Genomic DNA, 20,662 nt, shown 5'->3' with positions numbered 1-20,662 from the left:
TGATGTGCTATAGCACATCACGCCGTTTCTCTCGACAAGTAAACAACCTTATAAACACCCGCCATTAGATGGCGATGCTTCTTTTTCTGAAACCAGTCTTTACTTTCCGGCCTTGGCTGCGCGAACGGCGTCGGTCAGCAGGGGGGCAACCTTGAACAGGTCGCCGCAGATGCCGTAATCGGCAATCTCAAAGATGGGAGCGGTGTCGTTCTTGTTCACCGCGATGATGCACTCGGAATCCTGCATACCGGCCTTGTGCTGAATCGCGCCGGAAATGCCCAGAGCGACGTAGACCTTCGGATGCACGGTCTTGCCCGTCTGGCCCACCTGATGGTCGGCGGACAGCCAGCCGGAGTCAATCGTGGCGCGGGAACCGCCCACAACGCCGCCAAGCTCCGCAGCCAGCTCTTCCGCCAGCTTGATGCCGCCCGCGACGTCCTTGCTGATGCCGCGGCCAACGGACACGATGAAGTCCGCGCCGATCAGGTCCACCAGCTTCTTCGCCGCCTTCACGATCTCCACAACCTCGGTTTCCATGTCCGCCTCGGACAGTTGGAACGCGGGCTTCACGATCTGGCAGGCATCCGCCTTGCCCTGATCGAAGGGAGCCGTCTTCATCACGCCGGGCCGCACCGTCGCCATGGAGGGACGGAAACGGGGGCAGATGATGGACGCCATCAGATGGCCGCCGAATGCCGGACGGGTCATCTTCAGATCGCGGGACACGTCGTGCTTCTCGCCCAGCACCACGGCGGTGCCCATGTTATCGATCTTCTCGGGCGCCAGCGTGGAAGCCTCCCGCAGGAAGTCCTTGTAGTTGTTCATCTCCACGTCCAGGTGCGTGCAGTCAGCGCACAGGCCGGTGTGCAGACGCGCGGCGCAGCGGGGGCCGAGGTCGCGGCCGATGTTGGTCGCGCCAAACAGCATGACCTCCGGCTTGTACTCCTCGATCACCTGACAGACGGCGGCAGTGTAGCCGTCGGTGGTGTAGTTCTTCAGCAGGGGATGATCGCAGACATAAACCTTATCCGCGCCGTAGCCGCCCAGCTCCTTCGCAAGGCCCTCCACGTCGTCGCCCAAAAGCAGGCCGCACAGGTCAACGCCCAGCTCGTCCGCCAGTCTCCGGCCCTCGGAAATCAACTCGAAATCGGTGGGCATCAGCTTGCCCTGGCGCTGCTCGCAGAACACCCATACATCCTTGAAAGCAGCGATATCCGTATTGTTAAAAGACATGTTCAATTACCCCTTTCTCAGATGATGTGCTTGGCGGACAGAATTCCGACCAGCTTCTCGCAGGCTTCCTTGTCCGCGCCCTCCAGCATCATGCCGGCGCCCTTCAGCGGCGGTGTGAAGGAGGTGAGAATGTTGGTGGGAGAGCCCTTCAGGCCAATGGTGCTGGGATCGATCAGGGCGTCGTCCTTCAGCGTCTCATAGTCAAAGGTCGCAAGGGGCTTGCCATAGGCCTCGAAGATGCCGTCCACGCTCATGTAGCGGGGGGCGTTCAGCTCCTTGATGCAGGTGAGCAGGCAGGGGGTCTTGACCTTGATGGTCATGTACCCGTCCTCCAGCATCCGCTTTACGGTGACGGTGTCGCCGGTCTTCTGGATGTCAGCGGCGTAGGTCACCTGGGGCAGGCCCAGCTTCTCGCCGATCTGGGGGCCAACCTGAGCGGTGTCGCCGTCGATGGCCTGACGACCGCACATCACGATGTCGTCGGACTCCACGCCGATGCGGTTGACGGCCGCGGCCAGAATCTGGGATGTGGCGTACGTATCGCTGCCGCCGAACTCGCGGGCGGACACCAGCACGCCCTCATCCGCACCGCGGGCCATCAGCTCACGCAGCATTCCGGCGGCGGGAGGGGGGCCCATGGTCACGACGATGACCTTGCAGCCGGTCTCGTCCTTCAGCTTCAGCGCCGCCTCAACGGCGTTCAGGTCGTCGGGGTTGGTGATGGTCTGCATGGACGCACGGTCCAACGTTCCATCGGGATTCACAGCCACCTTCCCGGAGGTATCGGGTACCTGCTTTACACATACGATGATTTTCATTTGTTTGCGCCTCCTTACAGAATGTGGTTGGAAATGACCACGCGCTGGATCTCGGAGGTGCCCTCGTAGATCTCGGTGATCTTGGCGTCACGCATCATGCGCTCCATAGGATAGTCCTTGGTATAGCCGTAGCCGCCGAACATCTGAAGAGACTTGGTGGTGATCTGCATGGCGGCCTCGGAGGTAAACAGCTTGGCCATGGCGGCTTCCTTGGTGAAGGACTGGCCATTAGTCTTGCGGATGGCGGCCTGATAGGTCAGCAGGCGACCCGCCTCGATGGACACAGCCATGTCGGCGAACAGAAATTGGGTATTCTGGAACTTGGAAATGGGACGGCCAAACTGGACACGGCCCTTGGTGTAGGCAACGGCCTCGTCCATTGCGCCCTGAGCCAGCCCCAGGCCCTGCGCGGCGATGCCGATACGGCCGCCGTCCAGTGTCTGCATGGCGATCTTAAAGCCCTTGCCCTCCTTGCCCAGCAGGTTCTCCTTGGGCACGATGCAGTCGGTGAACACGATCTCGGCGGTGGGGGAGCCGTGCAGGCCCATCTTCTCCTCGTGCTTGCCCACGGAGAAGCCGGGGAAAGTGTTTTCCACGATGAAGGCGGAGATGCCCTTGGTGCCCTTGGAGGGGTCGGTCATGGCGAAAACCACAAACACCTCGGCGGCATAGCCGTTGGTGATGAAAATCTTGGAGCCGTTGATGACATAGTGATCGCCGTCCAGCACCGCAACGGTGGTGCCCTTGGAGGCGTCAGAGCCGGCGTCCGGCTCGGTAAGGCAGAAGGCGCCCAGCTTGCCGCCGGTGGTGAGCATGCGCAGATACTTCTGCTTCTGCTCCTCGGTGCCGTTCTGGATGATGGGGCCGCAGCACAGGCCGTTGTGGGTGGCCACAATGTCGCCGGTGGACGCGCAGACCTTGGAGATTTCCTCCACGGCAATGGCGGCGGACAGGTCGTCCGCGCCGGCGCCGCCGTACTCCTTGGGCACGCTCATGCCCATCACGCCATAGCGGAACAACTGGTCGATGGTCTCCTTGGGATACTTGCAGGTGCGGTCGGTTTCAGCCGCAATGGGCTTAATCTCATTCTCGGTGAACTCGCGGGTCATTTTCCGGATGAGTTCTTGCTCTCTTGTCAATTCAAAATCCATGTCAGTCTCCTATTGCTCTTATTTTTTAGTCCTGAATGCCGGCAATGTATTTTGCCAGCTCTTTTTTGCCCTCGATGTTGCCCTGACGGGCAATCATGACGCGCTGGGCCTGGGGAGAACCCGCACCGTGCATGGATTCCGTGCGGTAACCCACAGCGGCGGAGCCCAGGCAGATGTTCTCCAAGAACCGGAACACACGAGCCCGGTCCTCAGCGGATACGCCTTCCTTGGTGGCAAAGAACTTGTGGCAGATTTCTCCGATGGTTTCGCCGTTGTTCCCAACCACCGTGTCGGACTTGAAGTCCGTCTCGGAGGGCAGGGTGACCATTGCGCCGCCGGCAATATCTTCCGCCAGACGCACGATCTCGTAGGGGAAGCGGGTGATGTTCTGCTTACAGACGTTGGCAAGCAGGAGGTCGATCTGGTAGTTGCCCGCCTTGGTGGGGCAGCCCTCGCAGGAGCAGGCGATGCCGCAGGAATACAGGGTTTCGTTGAGGTGGGTCATCTCGATGAGCTTATCCTTCACCGCGCTGGCCTTCTCCACGCCGTTATACTCTGCCGCCAGCGCCGCCGCGCCGATGACCACGTCGCCCACGCCGACCTTGCAGCCGCCGTAGCTCTGGCGGTGATACCCGGCAAAGCGCTCCACCATCATGCCGGCAAACTCGTGCTCACCGTTGAGGAACAGATACTCGTTGGGAATGAACACATGGTCCAGAACCACCAGAGCTTCCTGACCGCCGAAGCGGGCGTTGCCCAGGTCCACGTCCGCGTCCTTCTCCATCTTGCGGGTGTCGCAGGACTGACGGCCATAAATCATGTACATGCCTTCCACGTCGGTGGGGCAGGCGAAGCTCACGGCCCAGTCCTTGTCGTCGGGACCCATGGCGATGGTGGGCATGAAGATGTGCCAGTGGGAGTTGACGGAGCCGGTCTGGTGAACCTTGGCGCCGCAGACCACAATGCCGTCGTCCCGGCGCTCCACCACGTGGAGATACATGTCCGGGTCGGCCTGCTGGTGGGGAGCCTTGGACCGGTCGCCCTTGGGGTCGGTCATGGCGCCGTCCACGGTCAGGTCGTTGTCCTGCACCATGGTGAGGAACTTCTTGAAGTTCTCATGGTAGGAGGTGCCGTGGGCCTCGTCAATTTCAAAGGTGGTGGAGAACACGGCGTTGAACGCGTCCATGCCCACGCAGCGCTGGAAGCAGCTTGCGGTCTTCTGACCCAGCAGGCGCTGCATTTTCACCTTGTTCAGCAAATCCTCGGTGGACTGGTGAAGATGGGTAAAGCGGTTGATCGTGTTGCCCGTCAGGCTGGATTTGACCGTCATCAGGTCGGTGTAGCGGGGGTCGTGGGCCAGACTGTACGTCATGGCCACACAGTTGATGCTGGGGCGAATCATGGGGTGATCCACCCAGTTTTCAATCTTCTCACCAAACATGTACACACGGGTTTTCAGTTGGCGCAGACTTTCCACATATTCTTTTCCTGTTTTTAGTGCCATTTTTATTCCTCCTTGTTACTTGTTGGCCAAATTCTGATAGCTTTCCAGACGCTCTTTGGCGTCCTGTTCCGCCTTGGCATACAGCTCCTCGGCCTTTTCAGGGAAGGATAGCTTCAAGGATGCATAGCGGTTTTCACCCAGCAGGAACTGCTGGAAATCTCCGGTGGGCGCTTTGGAGTCCAGAATGAAGGGATTCTTTCCCTCCTCCTTCAACTGGGGATTGTAGCGGTACAGATGCCAGTAGCCCGCTTCCACGGCTTTTTTCTCCTCCAACTGGCTCAGGCCCATGCTGGCTTTCATGCCGTGCTCAATGCAGGGGCAGTAGCAGATGACGATGGACGGGCCGTCATAGGCCTCGGCCTCGCGGATTGCCTTCAATGTCTGGGCGGGGTCCGCGCCCATGGACACCTGCGCCACGTACACGTAGCCGTAGCTCATGGCCATCAGGCCGAGATCTTTCTTCTTGGTGACCTTGCCGCCGGCGGAGAACTTGGCGATTGCGCCCGCAGCCGTGGACTTGGAGGACTGCCCGCCGGTGTTGGAATACACCTCGGTGTCCAGAACCAACACATTGATATTTTTGCCGGAGGCCAGCACGTGGTCCAGTCCGCCGTAGCCGATGTCGTAAGCCCAGCCGTCGCCGCCGAAGGCCCAGACGCTCTTTTTGGTCAGGAATTCCCGGTTGTCGCGGATAAACGCGGCTTCCGCGCTGCCATCGCTCTCCAGCGCAGAGAGCAGCGCGTCGCTGACGGCGCGGGATTCCTCGGCCACAGCGCCCCTTTTGAGATAGGCCTCGCAGGCTTCCTTGGCGACGCCGCGCCCGGCCAGAGTGCTGACCTTCTCCACCAGCTGGCGCTGGATGGCCTCCTGTCCCAGCAGGTATCCGTAGGCGTATTCCGCGTTGTCCTCAAACAGCGACATCGCCCAGGCGGGGCCACAGCCGCTGCAGTCGGTGCAGTAGGGAGAGGAGGGGGTGGAGCCGCCGTACGCGGAGGAGCAGCCGGAGGCGTTGGTGATGTACATACGCTCGCCGAAGAGCTGGGTCACCAGCTTGATGTAGGGCGTCTCTCCGCAGCCCGCGCAAGCGCCGGAGAACTCGAAATAGGGCTTTGCAAACTGGGAGTTTTTCACGGTCTTTGCGTTCGCGGCATCTTTTTTGACAGTGACCCGCTCCGTGGCATAAGTCCAGTTCGGGGCCTCCTTCCGCTGGCTTTCCAGAGGCTCCATGACCAGCGCCTTCTCCTTGGCGGGGCAGACATTGGCGCAGCTTCCGCAGCCAGTGCAGTCATAGGGCGAAACCTGAATGCGGAACTGATACCGGTCCAGGCCTGCGCCCGCGGCCTTTTTCGTTTCAAAGCCGGCGGGGGCGGCGGTCTTCTCCTCCTCATTCAGCAGGACGGGACGGATGGCGGCGTGGGGGCAGACCAGAGCGCACTGGTTACACTGGATGCATGCGTCCATCTTCCACGCGGGGACCTCCACCGCGGCGCCGCGCTTTTCGTATTTCGAGGTCCCGGCAGGCCATGTGCCGTCCTCCAGACCGTATTTTTTCAGGGTGGACACGGAGAGGCTGTCGCCCTCCTGGCGGTTTATTACCTCCACGACCTCCTGAATGAAGGCGGGGGCGCTGTTCTCCTTGGCCTCGTCCTGCGCGGTGAGCCAGGCGGCGGGAATCTGCACTGCGTGCAGTCCGTTGATGCCGCGCTCGATGGAGGCGTTGTTCATGTCCACCACGGCCTGGCCCTTTTTCTTGTAATAGGTCTTGTAAATGGCGTCCTTCATTTCCGTCACGGCTGTTTCAATGGGAATCACGCCGGTGAGCTTGAAGAACGACGCCTGCAAAATGGTGTTGGTGCGGCTGCCCAGCCCCAACTCGCGGGCGATACCGATGGCGTCGATGATGTAAAGCTTCGCCTTCTTCTCGGCCAGGGCCCGCTTCATGGAGGCGGGCAAATTTTTCTCCAGTCCCTCCTCATCCCAAGCGCAGTTCAGAAGGAAGGTACCGCCCTCCTTCAGGTTGCGCACCATGTCGTACTTGTTGACATAGGAGGGCGTGTGGCAGGCCACAAAGTCCGCGTTCCGCACCAGATAGGGCGAGCGGATGGGCGCCTTGCCAAAGCGCAGATGGGACTGGGTCAGGCCGCCGGACTTCTTGGAGTCGTACACAAAGTACGCCTGGCAATGGAGGTCCGTTGCATGGCCGATAATCTTGATGGAGTTTTTGTTGGCGCCCACGGTACCGTCGGAGCCCATGCCCCAGATCTCCGCGTCGGTCTGCCCGGCGGGAGCGGTTTCGATCTCCCGGGCGACCGGCAGCGAGGTATGCGTCACATCGTCCACGATGCCGACGGTGAAACCGTTTTTGGGAGTCTCCTGCTTCAGATTCTGGTACACCGCCAAAATTTGACCCGGGGTGGTGTCCTTGGAGCTGAGTCCGTAGCGGCCGCCCACGATTTCCATGGGGATGCCCCGCTCCTTGTAGATGGTGCACACGTCCTGATACAGCGGCTCGCCCATGGCGCCGGGTTCCTTGGTGCGGTCCAGCACGGCAAGGCGCTTTACGGTGGCGGGCAGGGCGGCGAGGAAGTGCTCCGCAGAGAAGGGGCGATACAGATGTACGTTCAGCAGACCGACCTTTTGGCCCTGGGCGGTAAGGAAGTCCACCGCCTCCTTGGCAGTCTCCGCGGCGGAGCCCATCAGGACGACGACCCGGTCCGCATCGGGTGCGCCATAATAATCGAACAGTTGATACTCCCGGCCGGTGAGTTTGCCGATCTCCCGCATATAGCGTTCCACCGCTGCGGGAATCGAGGCAATCTTGTCGTTGCAGGCCTCGCGGCACTGGAAGAAAATGTCCGGGTTGACGGTGGTGCCCCGGGTGGCGGGATGCTCGGGATTCAGGGAGTTTTTGCGGAAGGCCTTCAGCGCCTCTATGTCCACCAGAGGACGCAGGTCCTCATAGTCCAGAGCCTCAATTTTCTGAATTTCATGGGAGGTGCGGAAGCCGTCGAAGAAATGCAGCACCGGCATACGGCAGTGAATGGCGGACAGGTGGGCGACGGCGCCCAAATCCATCACCTCCTGCGGAGAGGAGGACGCCAGCAGGGAAAAGCCCGTGCTGCGCACGCCCATCACGTCGGAGTGGTCGCCGAAAATGGACAGCGCGTGGACCGACAGGGTTCTGGCTGAAACGTGGAACACGCCCGGCAGCATCTCGCCCGCAATTTTGTACATGTTGGGAATCATCAGCAGCAGGCCCTGCGAGGCCGTGTAGGTAGTGGTCAGCGCGCCGGATTGGAGGGCACCGTGCACCGTGCCGGCCGCGCCGCCCTCAGATTGCATCTCCACCACCTGCACCGGCTGACCAAACAGGTTTTTCTTCCCGTTGGCCGCCCACTCGTCCACATGCTCCGCCATGGGGGAGGACGGCGTGATGGGGAAAATGCCCGCGACCTCCGTAAATGCATATGAGACATACGCGGCAGCCTGATTTCCGTCCATGATTTCCAGTTTCTTTGCCATATTCTTTTCCTCCTTTTCAATGCCCCTCAATGAAAATCTCAGCGTAAATTACCATACAATTTTTAGAATTACATTTTATTTCTTTGATTGCATGCAATTATAAATTTATGAATTCAAAATGTCAATATGAAAAGTTTTTTTCAGAGGAATCAATAAAACAGGTGGCAACTATCTGTGCAAAAAGCTGCAACTGCATTCAATTTTAAAAATTGAATAAATAGAAACAGATTGACCGGGTTAAACGAATAATGTATACTATTTAAGATGTAACATTTAAACACAAAAGAGGGTGATTCCGATTTCTTCCCAAAGTGCAGTCGCATATGAGCGGATTAAAGACATGATTTTCCACATGGAACTGCTTCCCGGAGCACGCATCCCAGAGCTGCAGATTTCATCCATACTGTCCATCAGCAGGACCCCCATTCATGATGCGCTCCGCCGACTGGAGGCGGAGGGGCTGGTGGTCATCGGCCATAATCGCGGTGCGTCGGTTACTTGTTTTTCCGATGAGGAAATCCGCGAGATTGGGACGATCCGGCTGGCGCAGGATATTCTTGCGGCGGAGCTGGCGGCCCACTATGGCAGCGCGGCGGATTTTGAAGTCCTGTGCAATCTGGCTGACCAATGTGAGCAGGCGGCCGGCCGGGGCGAAGTCTACGAGCGGATTCGCACGGACTGCGATTTTCATCTGGCCATCTCCAAAATTTCCGGAAACTCCAGACTGATCAATCAGCAGTATGCGGTTTATCAGCAGATTCATCTCATACAGATTTCCAAATACACGGATGTGGAACACAGCCTTTTGCAGATTCATCACCACAGACCGATGGTGGAGGCGATCCGCGGCGGAAGGCTGGACGAGATCCGAGAGCTGATTTGCCAGCACACCAAGGATTTTTACCGCATTGACCCCTATTTGCTCAGGTGCTGGCGCAGAGAGCCCGGACCTGCGGAGGAATGATGCGGGGGAAGGGTCCACAGTTTGTTTGAGGAGGAATGAATCGGGTGAAAGACAGCTCTCAAGCTTCCGCGGCGGCAAAACCCACCCGGCGGCAGATGCAGGCGATGCAGACCAAGCAAAAAATTTACGACGCGGCGGTCAGAGAAATCAACATAAAGGGGTTCCACAACGTCAGCATTGAGGACATTACCGCCGCAGCCCACGTGGCCAAGGGATCGTTTTACACGCATTTTCCCTCTAAAGAGGCCCTCGTGCTATACACATTTACACAGTCGGATACGCTTTATAACGAGGCGTATGAAAAAGTCAAGGAGATGGATTTTCTCTCCGGTGTGACCGCGTTTGTGCGCCTGACCTATCAGGAATACGAAAAGCGGGGGAAGGGAATTATCCGCGCCATGATTTCCAATTACTTTACATGGGAAGACCGTAATTTTTACGACCGGGACAGGCCCTTGCTGCAGTGTCTGAAAAAGCTGGTAGAGCGCGGTCAGAAAGCGAATGTGCTCGACGCTGGCGTAGCGGCAGACCGATATGTGTTTGATCTGCTGTCTACTATGATTGGCGTGGAGGTCCTCTGGTGCTTTGACACCCAAAATCTGAGCTTGACGGAGATGATTTCGGACGCCGTGGCGATGACGGCCCGGGGCATGCTGATCCAAGCCTGAATCCGTTTACTGAAAAAGCTCGCCCAATCAATCGGGCGGGCTTTTTATGACCAGAAAAACAGCACAAAAAAGCTGACGATTGCAAAACGATTTGCAAAATTGCAGTATCCTGTATAAATGCCGCTCTGTTTTTTATATAGTTTTACGGCTTTACAAATGGTGGGCTTCTCCATATAATGAATCAAAGTCATTGAATCTTAGTCGCTAAATTTTGCCGGAGATGTTTTCGGCGGCATTATGATGAGGAGGAACCTATTATGGACATGAGTTATTTGAAAGACATGCCAATCGCGATTCTCGGCGGCGGCGCCGTGGGCAAGACGATGGCGGCGGACTGTGCGCTGCAGGGCAAGGAGGTCCGTCTTTGGGACCAGCCCCGCTTTGCCAAAACCAACTTCCTGAACATTGAAAAGACCGGCATTACCCTGAGCGGCGCTCAGTTCAGCTTCTTTGGCTTCAAACGCACCGGCACCGCGAAGGTGGCACTGGCCACCGACGATATGGCCAGCGCCGTGAAGGGTGCGGGCATCGTGGTGGTGGCCACGGTGGCCGTGGCGCACGAGGACATCTTCCGCGAGCTGATTCCCCTGCTGGAGGACGGACAGGTCATTCACATTCTGCCGGATAACTGCGGCACCTTCATTTTCCGCAAGCTGATGCGCGAGATGAACTGCACCACAAAGGTCATCGTTGGCGCATGGTATACCGCGCCCTACGGAATCCGGGTTGTGCGCCGGGGCGGCGTTGTGACCAACGAGTGCAAGGTGGAGACGCGTATTACCACGATTCGTGGCTGCGCCATGCCTGAAACCGACACCGACGCTTTTATGGCCTCCGCCTTTTACATCCCGGCCTTCGACGCCATTATCGACGCAGAGGGCGAGGTCACGATTTCCAAGACGGGGGAGAAGTTCCACCACGGCTTTGTCCGCGCCAACACGATTTTGGATGTGAACCTGTCCAACGTAAACCCGGTGATCCATGTGCCCGGCGCGGTTTTGGGCGCGGCTGTCATGCAGAACTTTGATACTGTTCTGGGGCAGGAAAAGAAGAACTACTCTCTGTACGGCTTTGCCCTGTGCCCCGCCATTGCCGAGGTTCAGGCCAAATTCTGGGATGAGGAAAAGGCGCTGGCGAAGGCAATGAACGTCGGCCTGTGCACCGTCAATTACGAGGACTTCTTCTCCCGCACCACCATGTATGGCAAAGAGTACATGGGCCCCGACTTTGCCGTTCCCTTCACCGAGCGGTACGAAAACTTCTATGGGGACGGTCCCTTTGATCTGGAAAACCGCTACATCACTGAGGACGTGCCCGTGGGGTGCTATCTGATGAGCCAGTTGGGCAAGAAATACGGCGTTGCCACGCCCGTTATCGATTCTATGATTCTGCTGGCCAGCACCATGATCAAGCGCGATCTTGGCAAAGAAAGCAAGTACACTCTGGACTATCTGGAAATCGGCCACATGACCCACGAGCAGCTTCAAAAGTATCTGCGGGAAGGCGTCTTTACCGCGAAGTAAGGGACCCAAGAGAAAGGCCCGCCGGTCCTCCGCTGCCTGAAACCCGCCTGTGTGCGGAGCGCAAACCTTCGTTTGCGCTCCGCACATTTTTATGTCATAGAAAGCGCCAAGCGGCGTTCCAATTTTTAGGCGCAAAATTTTTGCGCAAACTTGCCCTGCAAAAAGTGCAAAATTTTGCGCTTACGGAAGATGGACGTTCTGTACAATAATCGGAGGACGTGCCTTTTAAACTTGTGCAATTTGTCAAACTCCACAAAAAGCTGTTGTCAAAAGGTCCGCCGCCCATTTATCCGGGGCCGGTTTTTTCTGTTTTGCACAAATCTCGTCAGATTCACCGGATGAGCCCAGTGCAGTGGCACTGGTTTTGCTAAATAGAGAGTACAGATGAGGCGTGTGAGGGCGGAAGCGCCGCCCGAACCGTACGGAACAGGAACAATCTGACAAGGAGGCTATCTGATTATGGAAAAACAGTATATGCGGCGAATTGAGGCGCTGCGCCGACAGTATTTGGGCACCCGCGTTGAGATGGACGTCTACAACGCCAAGTACCTCACGGAAGGGTTCAAGGAAAGCGAGGGACAGCCCTGGATTATTCAAAAGGCCATCGGCTATCGGAATCAGTGCCGCAAAAAGAACATTTACATTCAGGACAGCGAGCTGCTGGTGGGCGGCGTGGCGTTCAAGCCCCGGGCAGGCATTTTGTGCGCGGACAGCTCCGCAAGCATTATTGCCAACGAGCTGGACACCATCAGCACTCGGCGCTTTGACCCCTTCTATCTCAGCGAGGAGGGCAAGCGGGTTTACACGGAGGACGTCCGGGATTACTGGAAGGATAAGTGCGTGCTGGACCGCTGGCGGAAGCTGGCACCCGAGGACATGGAGACGCTACGGGACAACGGTATTATCTATATCGACCGCAAGGCCGTTCGCGGCTATGGCGAAACCACCCCCAGTTGGACTATGGTTTTGCAAAAAGGCATCGCCGGAATCCGCAAGGAGGCGGAGGAGGCCATGGCGAAGCTGGACGATTCTGTGCCCGGCGATCTGGAGAAGATGTTCTTCTACAAATCCGAGCTGATCGTGTGCGAGGGGATTATCACCCTGGCAAACCGCCACGCTGATCTGGCCGAGGAGCAGGCCACCGCGTGCGCTGACCCCGTCCGCAAGGCGGAGCTAATGAAAATTGCGGAGGTCTGCCGCTGGGTGCCCGAGCATCCTGCCCGCACGTTCTACGAGGCGTGCCAGAGCATCCTCTCCTATGAGTATGCCATTTTCATGGAGCAGAACGCATCTTCTTACAACCTGGGACGTTTGGATCAATACCTGTATCCGTATTACAAGGCCGATCTGGCCGCCGGCATCCTGGATGAGGACGGCGCGCAGGAGCTACTGGACTGCATGTGGATCAAGGTGGCGGAAATGAGCCTGTTCCAGGACGAGGTCACCGCCCAGTACGCAGCCGGGTACTGCATTACGGTTCAGACCAGCTGCGGCGGCATCGACCAGTATGGAAACGACGCGACCAACGAGCTGTCCTACAAAATGATTCAGGCCACCATGGATGTGAAGTTCAAGGAGCCGAATCTCTCCGTTACCTACAGCCTGTCGAAAAACCCCGATTCACTGCTGCATAAGGCGGTGGAGGCCATCAGCATGGGGCTGACCATGCCCGCCATTTATTTCAACGACGTGGGGATCCGCATGATGCAGAACAAGGGCGTGCCCCTGAGCGAAGCTTGGGACTGGAACCCCTGCGGCTGCGTGGAAACCAACCTGTCCGGCCGCATGAAGCAGTATACCGACATCGCCGATATCAACATGGGCGCCATGATTGAGCTGGCGCTGAACGACGGCGTGAGCCGCGTCACCGGAAAGCAGGTGTCCGTATCCACCGGAAACCCCTCTGACTTCAAGACCTTTGAGGAGTTTTTCAACGCGGTCAAGACCCACATCAGCTATGTGGTAAACGTCATCGTCTCCGGCAACCAGTTGCTGGATTATCTCAGCATGAACTATCGAACCGTGCCGGCCCTGTCCTTGGGGTTCCCCCAGTGCATGGAAACGGGGCTTGATTACAGCCAGCCCGGCGCAACTAAATATTCCTGCGGCGGCGGTGTGATTACCGTGGGTCAGGCGGATATTGTGAACTCTCTGGCGGCTGTGAAATACCTGGTGTATGACGAAAAGAAAATCACCATGAAGCAGCTTTGCGATGCGCTGAACGCCAACTTTGAGGGCTATGAGGACATCCGGGACATGTGCCTGTCCGCGCCCAAATACGGCAACGACGACGAGCGGGCCGACTTCTGCGTGGGTGAGGTATTTTCCTATGTGGTGGATGAGTTTGAAAAATATCAGACCAAGTTTGGCAAAATGACCTGCGGCATGCTGCCGGTATCCGGCAACACGCCCATCGGCCAGTGGGTCGGTGCGCTGCCCTCCGGACGCAAGGCGGGCACCCCCCTGACCGACGGCATCGGCGCCACCGGCGGCACCGACGTGAACGGGCCCACCGCACTGTTTAAATCTGTCAGCAGAATCCCCCATGCGCGCTATACGCAGGGAACGCAATTGAATCTGAAAATTGAGCCGGAGCTGATGACGGGCGAAACCGGCATCGCGCACATGATGAACATGATGAAGACCATGTGCACGCTGGACGTTTATCACGCCCAGATCAACGTGGTTGATAAGGAGACGCTGCTGGACGCCCAGGAGCATCCCGAACAGCACCGGGACCTGCTGATCCGCGTGGCGGGGTACACGGCGTTTTTCGTGGAGCTGAGCCGCGAGACGCAGAACGAAATCATTGGCCGCACCGAAATCCGCGACTGGGCGGGCGTAAGATAAGAAATATGAAGGGGGCGCTGGGGCGCAATGGAGATATTCGAGCCAAACAGAGAGGGGACCATCCTGCGGATAGAGCGCTCCTCCATTCACGACGGGGACGGCTTTCGCACCGTCGTATTTTTAAAAGGCTGCCCATTGCGCTGCCAGTGGTGCTCAACCCCGGAAAGTCAGTCCTTTGAGATTGAGCGGGCCGACGCGTATTCCTACGGTGAAAAAATGACTGTGGCCCATGTACTGCGGGAGGCGCGAAAGGACTCGCATTTCTACTTTATCTCCTCCGGCGGCGTTACGCTGTCCGGAGGAGAGGCCCTGGCGCAGCCGGAATTTTCCCTCGCGCTCTTGAAAAATTTCAAGGCTGAGTGCTTCAACACCGCCATAGAGACTTCCTTTTTTGCGCCGTGGGAAAAAATTGACGCGCTTTTGCCCTATACGGACACGGCGTATGTAGACCTGAAGCTTTACACGAAGGAACGGCATCAGTGCTATTGCGGTGTGGATAATACGCGGATTCTGGAAAATATGACGCGCACCAACGAGGTAAAAAACCGGCTCCGTCTGGTGATTCGCACGCCTATCATCCCGGGGGTGAACGACGATGAGGAGGAGCTGGAAAAGATCGGCGCGTTCTGCGCGGGACTCACAAACTTGCATCACGTGCAGTTGCTGCCTTATCACCGCCTGGGGACGGCGACCTATGAAAAACTGGGGCTCGACTATCCCCTGAAGGACGTTTTGCCGCCAAGCGCGGAGCGGATGGAGCATTGCCGCGGCGTGATTGGACATTTTGTGGAGCGCGTGATTTGAAAAGGCGCGGGCGCGGGGAGGGATAGTTCGCGCGCCTGCCGGGAGAGATGAATTTACATAGCTTGGAGGATACGCCTATGAAACAAATGGTGGACATTCGCGTTTTTGACGAGTGCCGCGGCGCACATTCCCACGAGCATCCTCAAATTCTCGTCCCTTTGCGCCAGACCATGCGGGTCCTGGCGGGCGACGCCGAGTATGAGGTGACTCCGCAGGAATTATGTTTCATCCCCGCTAAAATGCTTCACCGGTGCGATTATTTGGGAAAGCTGCTGGCGATGAACCTGTCGGAGGATATGGCCAACAGTAAGGATGCAGTTCTGCTGTCCTCTCCCATGATTATTTCCATGCAGGGGCAGATCATCCAGCTTGTGGATTTGATTCAGGCCGAGCTGAAGCAGGATCCCAACAGCCGGTCGGTCCGGCATCTGTATGCCTATTTATATAGCAAGCTGATCGAAAATTGCGCCGCGCCCTCAATCCGCTATATCGGAGAGCACTACGACCTGCCCATTACCGTTAATCAGTTGGCTGGAATCGAACGATATAACGTGACCTATTATAATGGCTGGTTCAAGCAAAAGACGGGCTTTTCCCCCAGCTTTTATCTGCGCTGCATCCGCATCAACCGGGCGAAGGAGCTGCTGACAAACACCAGATACAGTGTAATGGAAATTGCGGTGATGGTGGGCTATAGCAGCAATTCCACCTTTACCCGCGCTTTTCACAGCGTCACCGGAATGACGCCGAAGGAATACCGGAACTGCCCCTGCTTCCAACAAAGTATCGGATGAGCGGGGCAGGATGCGGAATGGTCCGCCGCTTCCAGCTTTGCGAGAGGCGAGCGCTCCAGACTGTTTAATAACATTAAGAACCGTAAAATTCGCACGCAGTCTCTGATCTTCTTTTTATTAAATGAGTATGACCGTCGAGCATCCGGGAATTGTGTGTGTTTCCCGTAGGTTCGGCATTCTGGATATAAAGTCAAAGGAAAGGAGAAGAAAAAGGAAAGCCTCCGCTTTACCGGATAATCGCGGGTTACTGAAAAGCACCCAAAAAAGGAAAAAGAGAGGAAACTTTCAAAAATGGAACAAAAGAGAAATGTGAAGATACGGCCGGTCGTGATGTCTGTCACGGTAATCCTCTTTGTAGCGATGCTGATTGCCATTGTTGTAAACGCAACAGGCTTTTATAATGTGCTTAATAATATGGTCATGAACAACCTGATGTCGAACCTTGGGTGGTTCGTCAGCCTGGTCATGCTGTTCATGGTCATTTTATGCGTTGTCATCATGGTTACGCCTTTGGGCAAGATCAAGCTGGGCGGCCCCAATGCGAAGCCCAAATTCACCTATTTGCAGTGGTTCGGAATCTCTCTGTGCACCGGTATCGGCGCAGGTGTGGTCTTTTGGGGTGCGGCAGAGCCGCTGCTCTTTGCCATGGAGCCCTCTCCCAGCACCGGGCTTCTCCCCGGCAGCAACGGCGCCGTATTGTGGAGTATGCTGCATTGCTTTTTGCAGTGGGGCCTGACACCCTATGCCAGTTGCGTAATTATGGGCGTCATTTTGTCCTATGCGATTTTGAACATGGGTGCGCCCTTTAAGGCCAGTTCCTGCCTGATTCCCATCTTTGGCAGGGCTGTGATGAAAAGCCGCTGGTGCGACGTGTTTGATTCCGTTTCCACGTTTGCCCTCACCGGCGCGGTGGCCGGCGGTCTGGGCTATGGAGCCATGCAGCTCTCCGCCGCTGTTAAGGCGTTTTCCGGCATCGAGCCCAGCATGACGATTTATGCGGTGATTATCGTGGTGATGTTCTTCTGCTACAACGCATCCGCTCTCAGCGGTCTGCGCAACGGCATCACCAAGCTCTCTAACTACAATGTGCAGTTTTTCTTCATCCTGCTGTTTTTTGTGATCCTAGCGGGGCCTACGGAGTACATCTGCAACCTGTTTACCGAAAGTCTAGGCGAATATTTCAGCGAGTTTTTCGCCGCCAGCCTTTACACGGCTCCCTATCCCGACAGCGGCATGTGGCCCCAGAACTGGGACATGTACTGGTGGGTGGACTGGATGGCCTACGCTCCGCTGCTGGGCCTGTTTATGGTCCGCGTGGCCTATGGCCGCAGCCTGCGGGAGTTCATTCTGATTGAGTGGCTGTTCCCGGCTCTGTTTGGTATCGTGTGGTTCTCCGCTTTTGGCGGAACAATCCTGCACGCACAGCTGTTTGAGGGTGTGGATTTTTACAGCATCTATCTCGCCGAGGGCGCGGAGGCGCTGACGCTGTCCATGTTCAACGTGCTGCCGTTTTCCACGGTTGCAAAAATTGTGATGCTGTGCATCATCACTATCTCGCTGGTCACCCAGTGCGACTCCATGACCGTGACGCTGGCCAGTATGTGTGTAGAGGGGAGCGATGAGAACACCGAGGCTCCGGTTCCCCTAAAGTTGTTCTGGGGACTTGTCTTCGCCGTGATTGCTCTGGTATTTACCGCATTGGGCGGCATCAATGGCGTGAAGACCATCAAGTCCTTCTGCGGTATTCCGCTGACATTTGTCTGCTTGTTTGTAATTTTGGGCTTCCTGCGCTATATGTCCAAGCGGCCCCGCAAGGCGGATGGAGGCTATGTGGACGAGGATAGCGTGGCCAACGCTCCCGACAACGGCGTGCCTCCGGCAGCAAAGAGCAAGATCAAATTTCTAGCAAAGCTAGGCTTCTAAAAAAATTTTAAAAAGCGCGGTCCTCCGCCGTAGCAGGGGACCGCGCTTTTCTCCCGGAAAATACAGTTAGACAATGCCGTCCGATTTTGCCGGGTCAATTTTATCCCGTTTGATACGATATTGCAGGTTTTGCCGGCTGATGCCCAGCATCCGGGCTGTCTGGGTGATATTTCCGCCATTTGCCTGCAAGAGGCGCGTCAACTCATCTCTTCCCATTTTTGCGCCGATTCCACCGATAATGGCGCTTTTGCGCTGTTCCAGCCATCCCGGCGTTTCTTCTGAATCCCCGTGAAGGATGTGGTCCGGAAGCATCTCTTGGGGGATGACCAGCGCGTCATCCGGCAGGATGTTCATGGCGTATTCAATGGCATGCTGCAATTCCCGCACATTGCCGGGCCAGCTATAATTGCAGAGCCGCTCCATTGCGTCGGGGGCAATTTCCTTGATATTCTTCATCATCTTTCGATTTAAAGACAGGACAAAGTGCTTGGCAAGCAGAGGAATGTCGCAGGCCCGGTCCCGCAAGGGGGGAATAGTGATGTTTACCACGCCCAGCCGGTACAGCAGATCGGGCCGCAGTTTTTTCTCCCGCACCGCCTGCCACGGCGAAATATTGATATTGGAAATCATCCGCACATCCACCGGAATTTCATCGATTCCGCCCACCCGGCGGACCACGCCCTCCTGAAGCACGCGCAAAAGCTTGGGTTGCAGTGACAGAGGCATGGAGTTGATTTCATCCAGCAGCAGCGTCCCGCCATCGGCCTGTTCAAACAGGCCGACACGACGCTCGGCCCCGGTATATGCTCCTTTCTCCGTTCCAAAGAGCATAGACTCCAGCAGGTTTTCCGGAATGGCCGCGCAGTTGATCGCCAAAAAGGGCCCATCGGCGCGATGGCTGGCATTATGAATCCCTTGGGCAAACAGTTCTTTTCCGGTGCCGGTTTCACCGCAAATCATAATGCCGGAATCGGATTTGGCGCTTTTTTCGCATTTTTCCATGCACGCTCGCATGACGGCGCTGTTAAAAACAATATCCTCGAACCGATACTTGGCGGAAAGAGGGCTGCGTCCGCCTCTGCGCCTGTGTTCGTCATGCCCCAGAAGCTTTTGCTGCAACTCAATGACCTGCCGGTTCAGCCGGTCCACCTGCGTCCAGTCCCGCATCACGCTGAAGCCACCGACAACCTTGCCGTTCAGGATGACCGGGTAGGTATCGTCCATCACCGCCACCTCTTTGCCGTGCTTGGTGACATAGTGCTGGCGGATGTTCAGCCGGGGCTTGCACTCCCGCATCACGCGGGGAATTTCCAAATCGCTCTCGTTTTTCACCGTGTAAACGTCCTGAAGGTTTCTGCCAACAATCTCCTGCGCCAGAGTGGATTCAAGCCGCGTCGCAGCATCGTTGAGCAAAAAAACGCGGCCCTGTTCATCGCACAGGATCACCGAGTCGCTGACTTGGTTGATGGCGCACATCAGCATATCGTGGCAGATATCATTCCGCGCGTCCCGAAATACCACCATGCGCACACCGGCGGGCAGGTCCTCTACTTCCGGGGAGGGGCATTGCCGGAGATATTCCCCAAAGGAGATATTGCAGTATTCCTCGGAGGGAAGCGCACCGCAGAAGGCGGGAGCAATTTCCAGCAGGGACCCTCCGGGGCGGCCGAGCCCTCCGAGCAGGCGCTCGCCGGTTTCGTTGATCTCCAGAAGCAGGCAGTCCCGGTCAATCAGCGCCGCGCCAAGCCCGCATTGGGAGAGTGTGTTCATTGTATCTAGACTTTTCATGGTTTGCACCCCTCACCCATTGGTTTTCTTAATCATACAGTATTTTTTGGTTCCGCACAAGGGAATTTGCATTGTCCCCGTCACGATGTGGGGCTGTGCTTACCGAGGGGGGCAAGGGTGCGCATATACACCTCGTTCATGGGGCTTCCCCGGCCTTCATGCGTGCCAGTATTCCCCGTACCAAGACCGTTCGCTCATGGTTCGGGCCCAATAGCTTTTCAAATATGTGCATTGCGGCGGAAAGCGCGTCTGATGCCCGACCGCGCTCCCCCATTTTTTCATAAACCCAGCACAAATTTTGACAAATGCAGGCATACTCCAGCGTCTCTCCGCAAAATTGCCTGATGTGTCTTGCAGATTTGCGATAGAGCATTGCCGCGCGGCGAAAGTCCCTTTCGGAAAACAGAAAACCGGCAAGAGTGTTAAGAATGGCGGCGTAATGGACGTTTTCATCCTCGCGGTTTTTTTCACATTCCTGAAGCGCCCGATTCAACGCCCGCATTGCCCGGGATTTGTCCCCTGCGGCATGGTAGAGGGCCGTAAGATTGCTGTAAATAACCGCCGTTTCGTGCCGATGCTCCGGAAGAATCTGAAGCAAGGGCAGAGCCTCCTGCAAGCGGCGGATAGCGGACTCCGGTTGACCGTCCGCCCAATATGCCATGGCCAGATTCTTCAAAACCCCCACATAGGCGTAGGTTTCCTGTTTCCGGTCCCTCCAGCACAACTCCGCTGCTTGCAGCAGCACTTCGATTGCCTTCCCGTTTTGTCCCATCAGGCGATAGGTTCCCGCCATGTTGTTTAGGAGGGCGGCATATTCGCCGCATGCAAGGCCCGGATGTGCGTCGGCCAGCGCCCTTGCTTTTTCAAACGATTCCAAAGACTGGGGGAGACGGCCGCTGTCACGGCAAAACACGCCCAGCTCGTTGTATGAGGCAATATATTCTTCTTGGTGGGAATCAGCCTGCCGCAGGCGCTCCGGCGAAAACCACTCGGTAATTTTGGAATCTCTCTGGGCAAGGCAGGCATTCAGATTGGCAAAAAGGATATCCAGCTCGTTTTGCGTGAAAATCACCTCCCATTAATAATTAGTAGCCTAGCCATGAGCAAAACTTCAAATACG

At 56.8% G+C, this 20,662-nt stretch carries 14 protein-coding genes; 7 read left to right on the top strand and 7 right to left on the bottom strand.

Annotation, left to right across the window (positions count from 1 at the left end; translation table 11 throughout):
* Nucleotides 1-99: 99 nt before the first annotated feature.
* From acrA to nifJ, 5 genes are read right to left on the bottom strand one after another with little or no spacing between them, the layout of a single operon-like run.
* Complete coding sequence (gene acrA, locus B2W96_RS03200) at nt 100-1,233, bottom strand: acryloyl-CoA reductase electron transfer subunit beta (RefSeq protein ID WP_293008487.1); 1,134 nt, start codon at nt 1,231-1,233, stop codon at nt 100-102.
* Nucleotides 1,234-1,250: 17 nt separating this feature from the next.
* Entirely contained in the window at nt 1,251-2,051 is an 801-nt protein-coding gene (gene acrB / locus B2W96_RS03195) for an acryloyl-CoA reductase electron transfer subunit gamma (RefSeq protein WP_293008485.1), read from the bottom strand.
* A gap of 14 nt (nt 2,052-2,065) precedes the next feature.
* The gene (locus B2W96_RS03190; protein ID WP_293008483.1) at nt 2,066-3,202 is read right to left on the bottom strand and encodes an acyl-CoA dehydrogenase; all 1,137 of its coding nucleotides are present in this window, start codon (nt 3,200-3,202) and stop codon (nt 2,066-2,068) included.
* A gap of 25 nt (nt 3,203-3,227) precedes the next feature.
* Nucleotides 3,228-4,706: a 4-hydroxyphenylacetate 3-hydroxylase family protein gene (locus tag B2W96_RS03185; protein ID WP_293008481.1), complete on the bottom strand. Its 1,479-nt coding sequence runs from the start codon at nt 4,704-4,706 to the stop codon at nt 3,228-3,230.
* A 15-nt stretch (nt 4,707-4,721) separates the two neighbouring features.
* Nucleotides 4,722-8,228, bottom strand: coding sequence for a pyruvate:ferredoxin (flavodoxin) oxidoreductase (nifJ, locus tag B2W96_RS03180; protein ID WP_293008479.1), 3,507 nt, complete (start codon nt 8,226-8,228; stop codon nt 4,722-4,724).
* Nucleotides 8,229-8,517: 289 nt separating this feature from the next.
* Between nifJ and B2W96_RS03175 the strand changes: the two genes are divergently transcribed.
* The 7 genes from B2W96_RS03175 to B2W96_RS03145 all read left to right on the top strand — a co-directional run bounded on the left by B2W96_RS03175 (nt 8,518) and on the right by B2W96_RS03145 (nt 17,754).
* Nucleotides 8,518-9,192: a GntR family transcriptional regulator gene (locus B2W96_RS03175; RefSeq protein ID WP_293008477.1), complete on the top strand. Its 675-nt coding sequence runs from the start codon at nt 8,518-8,520 to the stop codon at nt 9,190-9,192.
* Between the two features lie 35 nt (nt 9,193-9,227).
* Nucleotides 9,228-9,860, top strand: coding sequence for a TetR/AcrR family transcriptional regulator (locus B2W96_RS03170; RefSeq protein ID WP_293008475.1), 633 nt, complete (start codon nt 9,228-9,230; stop codon nt 9,858-9,860).
* 257 nt (nt 9,861-10,117) lie between these two features.
* Nucleotides 10,118-11,383, top strand: coding sequence for an NAD/NADP-dependent octopine/nopaline dehydrogenase family protein (locus tag B2W96_RS03165; RefSeq protein ID WP_293008473.1), 1,266 nt, complete (start codon nt 10,118-10,120; stop codon nt 11,381-11,383).
* A 459-nt stretch (nt 11,384-11,842) separates the two neighbouring features.
* Nucleotides 11,843-14,233: a glycyl radical protein gene (locus B2W96_RS03160; RefSeq protein ID WP_293008471.1), complete on the top strand. Its 2,391-nt coding sequence runs from the start codon at nt 11,843-11,845 to the stop codon at nt 14,231-14,233.
* A gap of 27 nt (nt 14,234-14,260) precedes the next feature.
* On the top strand, nt 14,261-15,037 hold the full coding sequence (locus B2W96_RS03155; RefSeq protein WP_293008470.1) for a glycyl-radical enzyme activating protein: 777 nt from the start codon (nt 14,261-14,263) through the stop codon (nt 15,035-15,037).
* 77 nt (nt 15,038-15,114) lie between these two features.
* Nucleotides 15,115-15,831 carry a helix-turn-helix transcriptional regulator gene (locus tag B2W96_RS03150; protein ID WP_293008468.1) on the top strand — a complete coding sequence of 239 codons (717 nt, stop codon included), beginning with the start codon at nt 15,115-15,117 and terminating at the stop codon, nt 15,829-15,831.
* 291 nt (nt 15,832-16,122) lie between these two features.
* Complete coding sequence (locus tag B2W96_RS03145) at nt 16,123-17,754, top strand: BCCT family transporter (RefSeq protein WP_293008466.1); 1,632 nt, start codon at nt 16,123-16,125, stop codon at nt 17,752-17,754.
* A 66-nt stretch (nt 17,755-17,820) separates the two neighbouring features.
* Here B2W96_RS03145 and B2W96_RS03140 read toward each other — a convergent pair whose 3' ends face one another.
* Both B2W96_RS03140 and B2W96_RS03135 read right to left on the bottom strand, forming a co-directional pair.
* Nucleotides 17,821-19,542, bottom strand: coding sequence for a sigma-54 interaction domain-containing protein (locus B2W96_RS03140; protein WP_293008464.1), 1,722 nt, complete (start codon nt 19,540-19,542; stop codon nt 17,821-17,823).
* A 136-nt stretch (nt 19,543-19,678) separates the two neighbouring features.
* A complete protein-coding gene (locus B2W96_RS03135; RefSeq protein WP_293008462.1) occupies nt 19,679-20,614 on the bottom strand; it encodes a tetratricopeptide repeat protein in 936 nt (311 codons plus the stop codon).
* Nucleotides 20,615-20,662 lie beyond the last annotated feature (48 nt).

The sequence above is a fragment of the Oscillibacter sp. UBA6647 genome (assembly GCA_002455655.1).
Lineage (GTDB): Bacteria > Bacillota > Clostridia > Oscillospirales > Oscillospiraceae > Oscillibacter.
Note: the sequence above shows the minus strand (reverse complement) of the source record. Positions and strands in the feature narration are given on the sequence as shown.

Coding starts and splice junctions, on each gene's coding strand:
- acrA (WP_293008487.1), bottom strand. CDS start 1,233: ATGTCTTTTAACAATACGGATATCGCTGCTTTCAAGGATGTATGGGTG.
- acrB (WP_293008485.1), bottom strand. CDS start 2,051: ATGAAAATCATCGTATGTGTAAAGCAGGTACCCGATACCTCCGGGAAG.
- B2W96_RS03190 (WP_293008483.1), bottom strand. CDS start 3,202: ATGGATTTTGAATTGACAAGAGAGCAAGAACTCATCCGGAAAATGACC.
- B2W96_RS03185 (WP_293008481.1), bottom strand. CDS start 4,706: ATGGCACTAAAAACAGGAAAAGAATATGTGGAAAGTCTGCGCCAACTG.
- nifJ (WP_293008479.1), bottom strand. CDS start 8,228: ATGGCAAAGAAACTGGAAATCATGGACGGAAATCAGGCTGCCGCGTAT.
- B2W96_RS03170 (WP_293008475.1), top strand. CDS start 9,228: ATGAATCGGGTGAAAGACAGCTCTCAAGCTTCCGCGGCGGCAAAACCC.
- B2W96_RS03165 (WP_293008473.1), top strand. CDS start 10,118: ATGGACATGAGTTATTTGAAAGACATGCCAATCGCGATTCTCGGCGGC.
- B2W96_RS03160 (WP_293008471.1), top strand. CDS start 11,843: ATGGAAAAACAGTATATGCGGCGAATTGAGGCGCTGCGCCGACAGTAT.
- B2W96_RS03155 (WP_293008470.1), top strand. CDS start 14,261: ATGGAGATATTCGAGCCAAACAGAGAGGGGACCATCCTGCGGATAGAG.
- B2W96_RS03150 (WP_293008468.1), top strand. CDS start 15,115: ATGAAACAAATGGTGGACATTCGCGTTTTTGACGAGTGCCGCGGCGCA.
- B2W96_RS03145 (WP_293008466.1), top strand. CDS start 16,123: ATGGAACAAAAGAGAAATGTGAAGATACGGCCGGTCGTGATGTCTGTC.
- B2W96_RS03140 (WP_293008464.1), bottom strand. CDS start 19,542: ATGAAAAGTCTAGATACAATGAACACACTCTCCCAATGCGGGCTTGGC.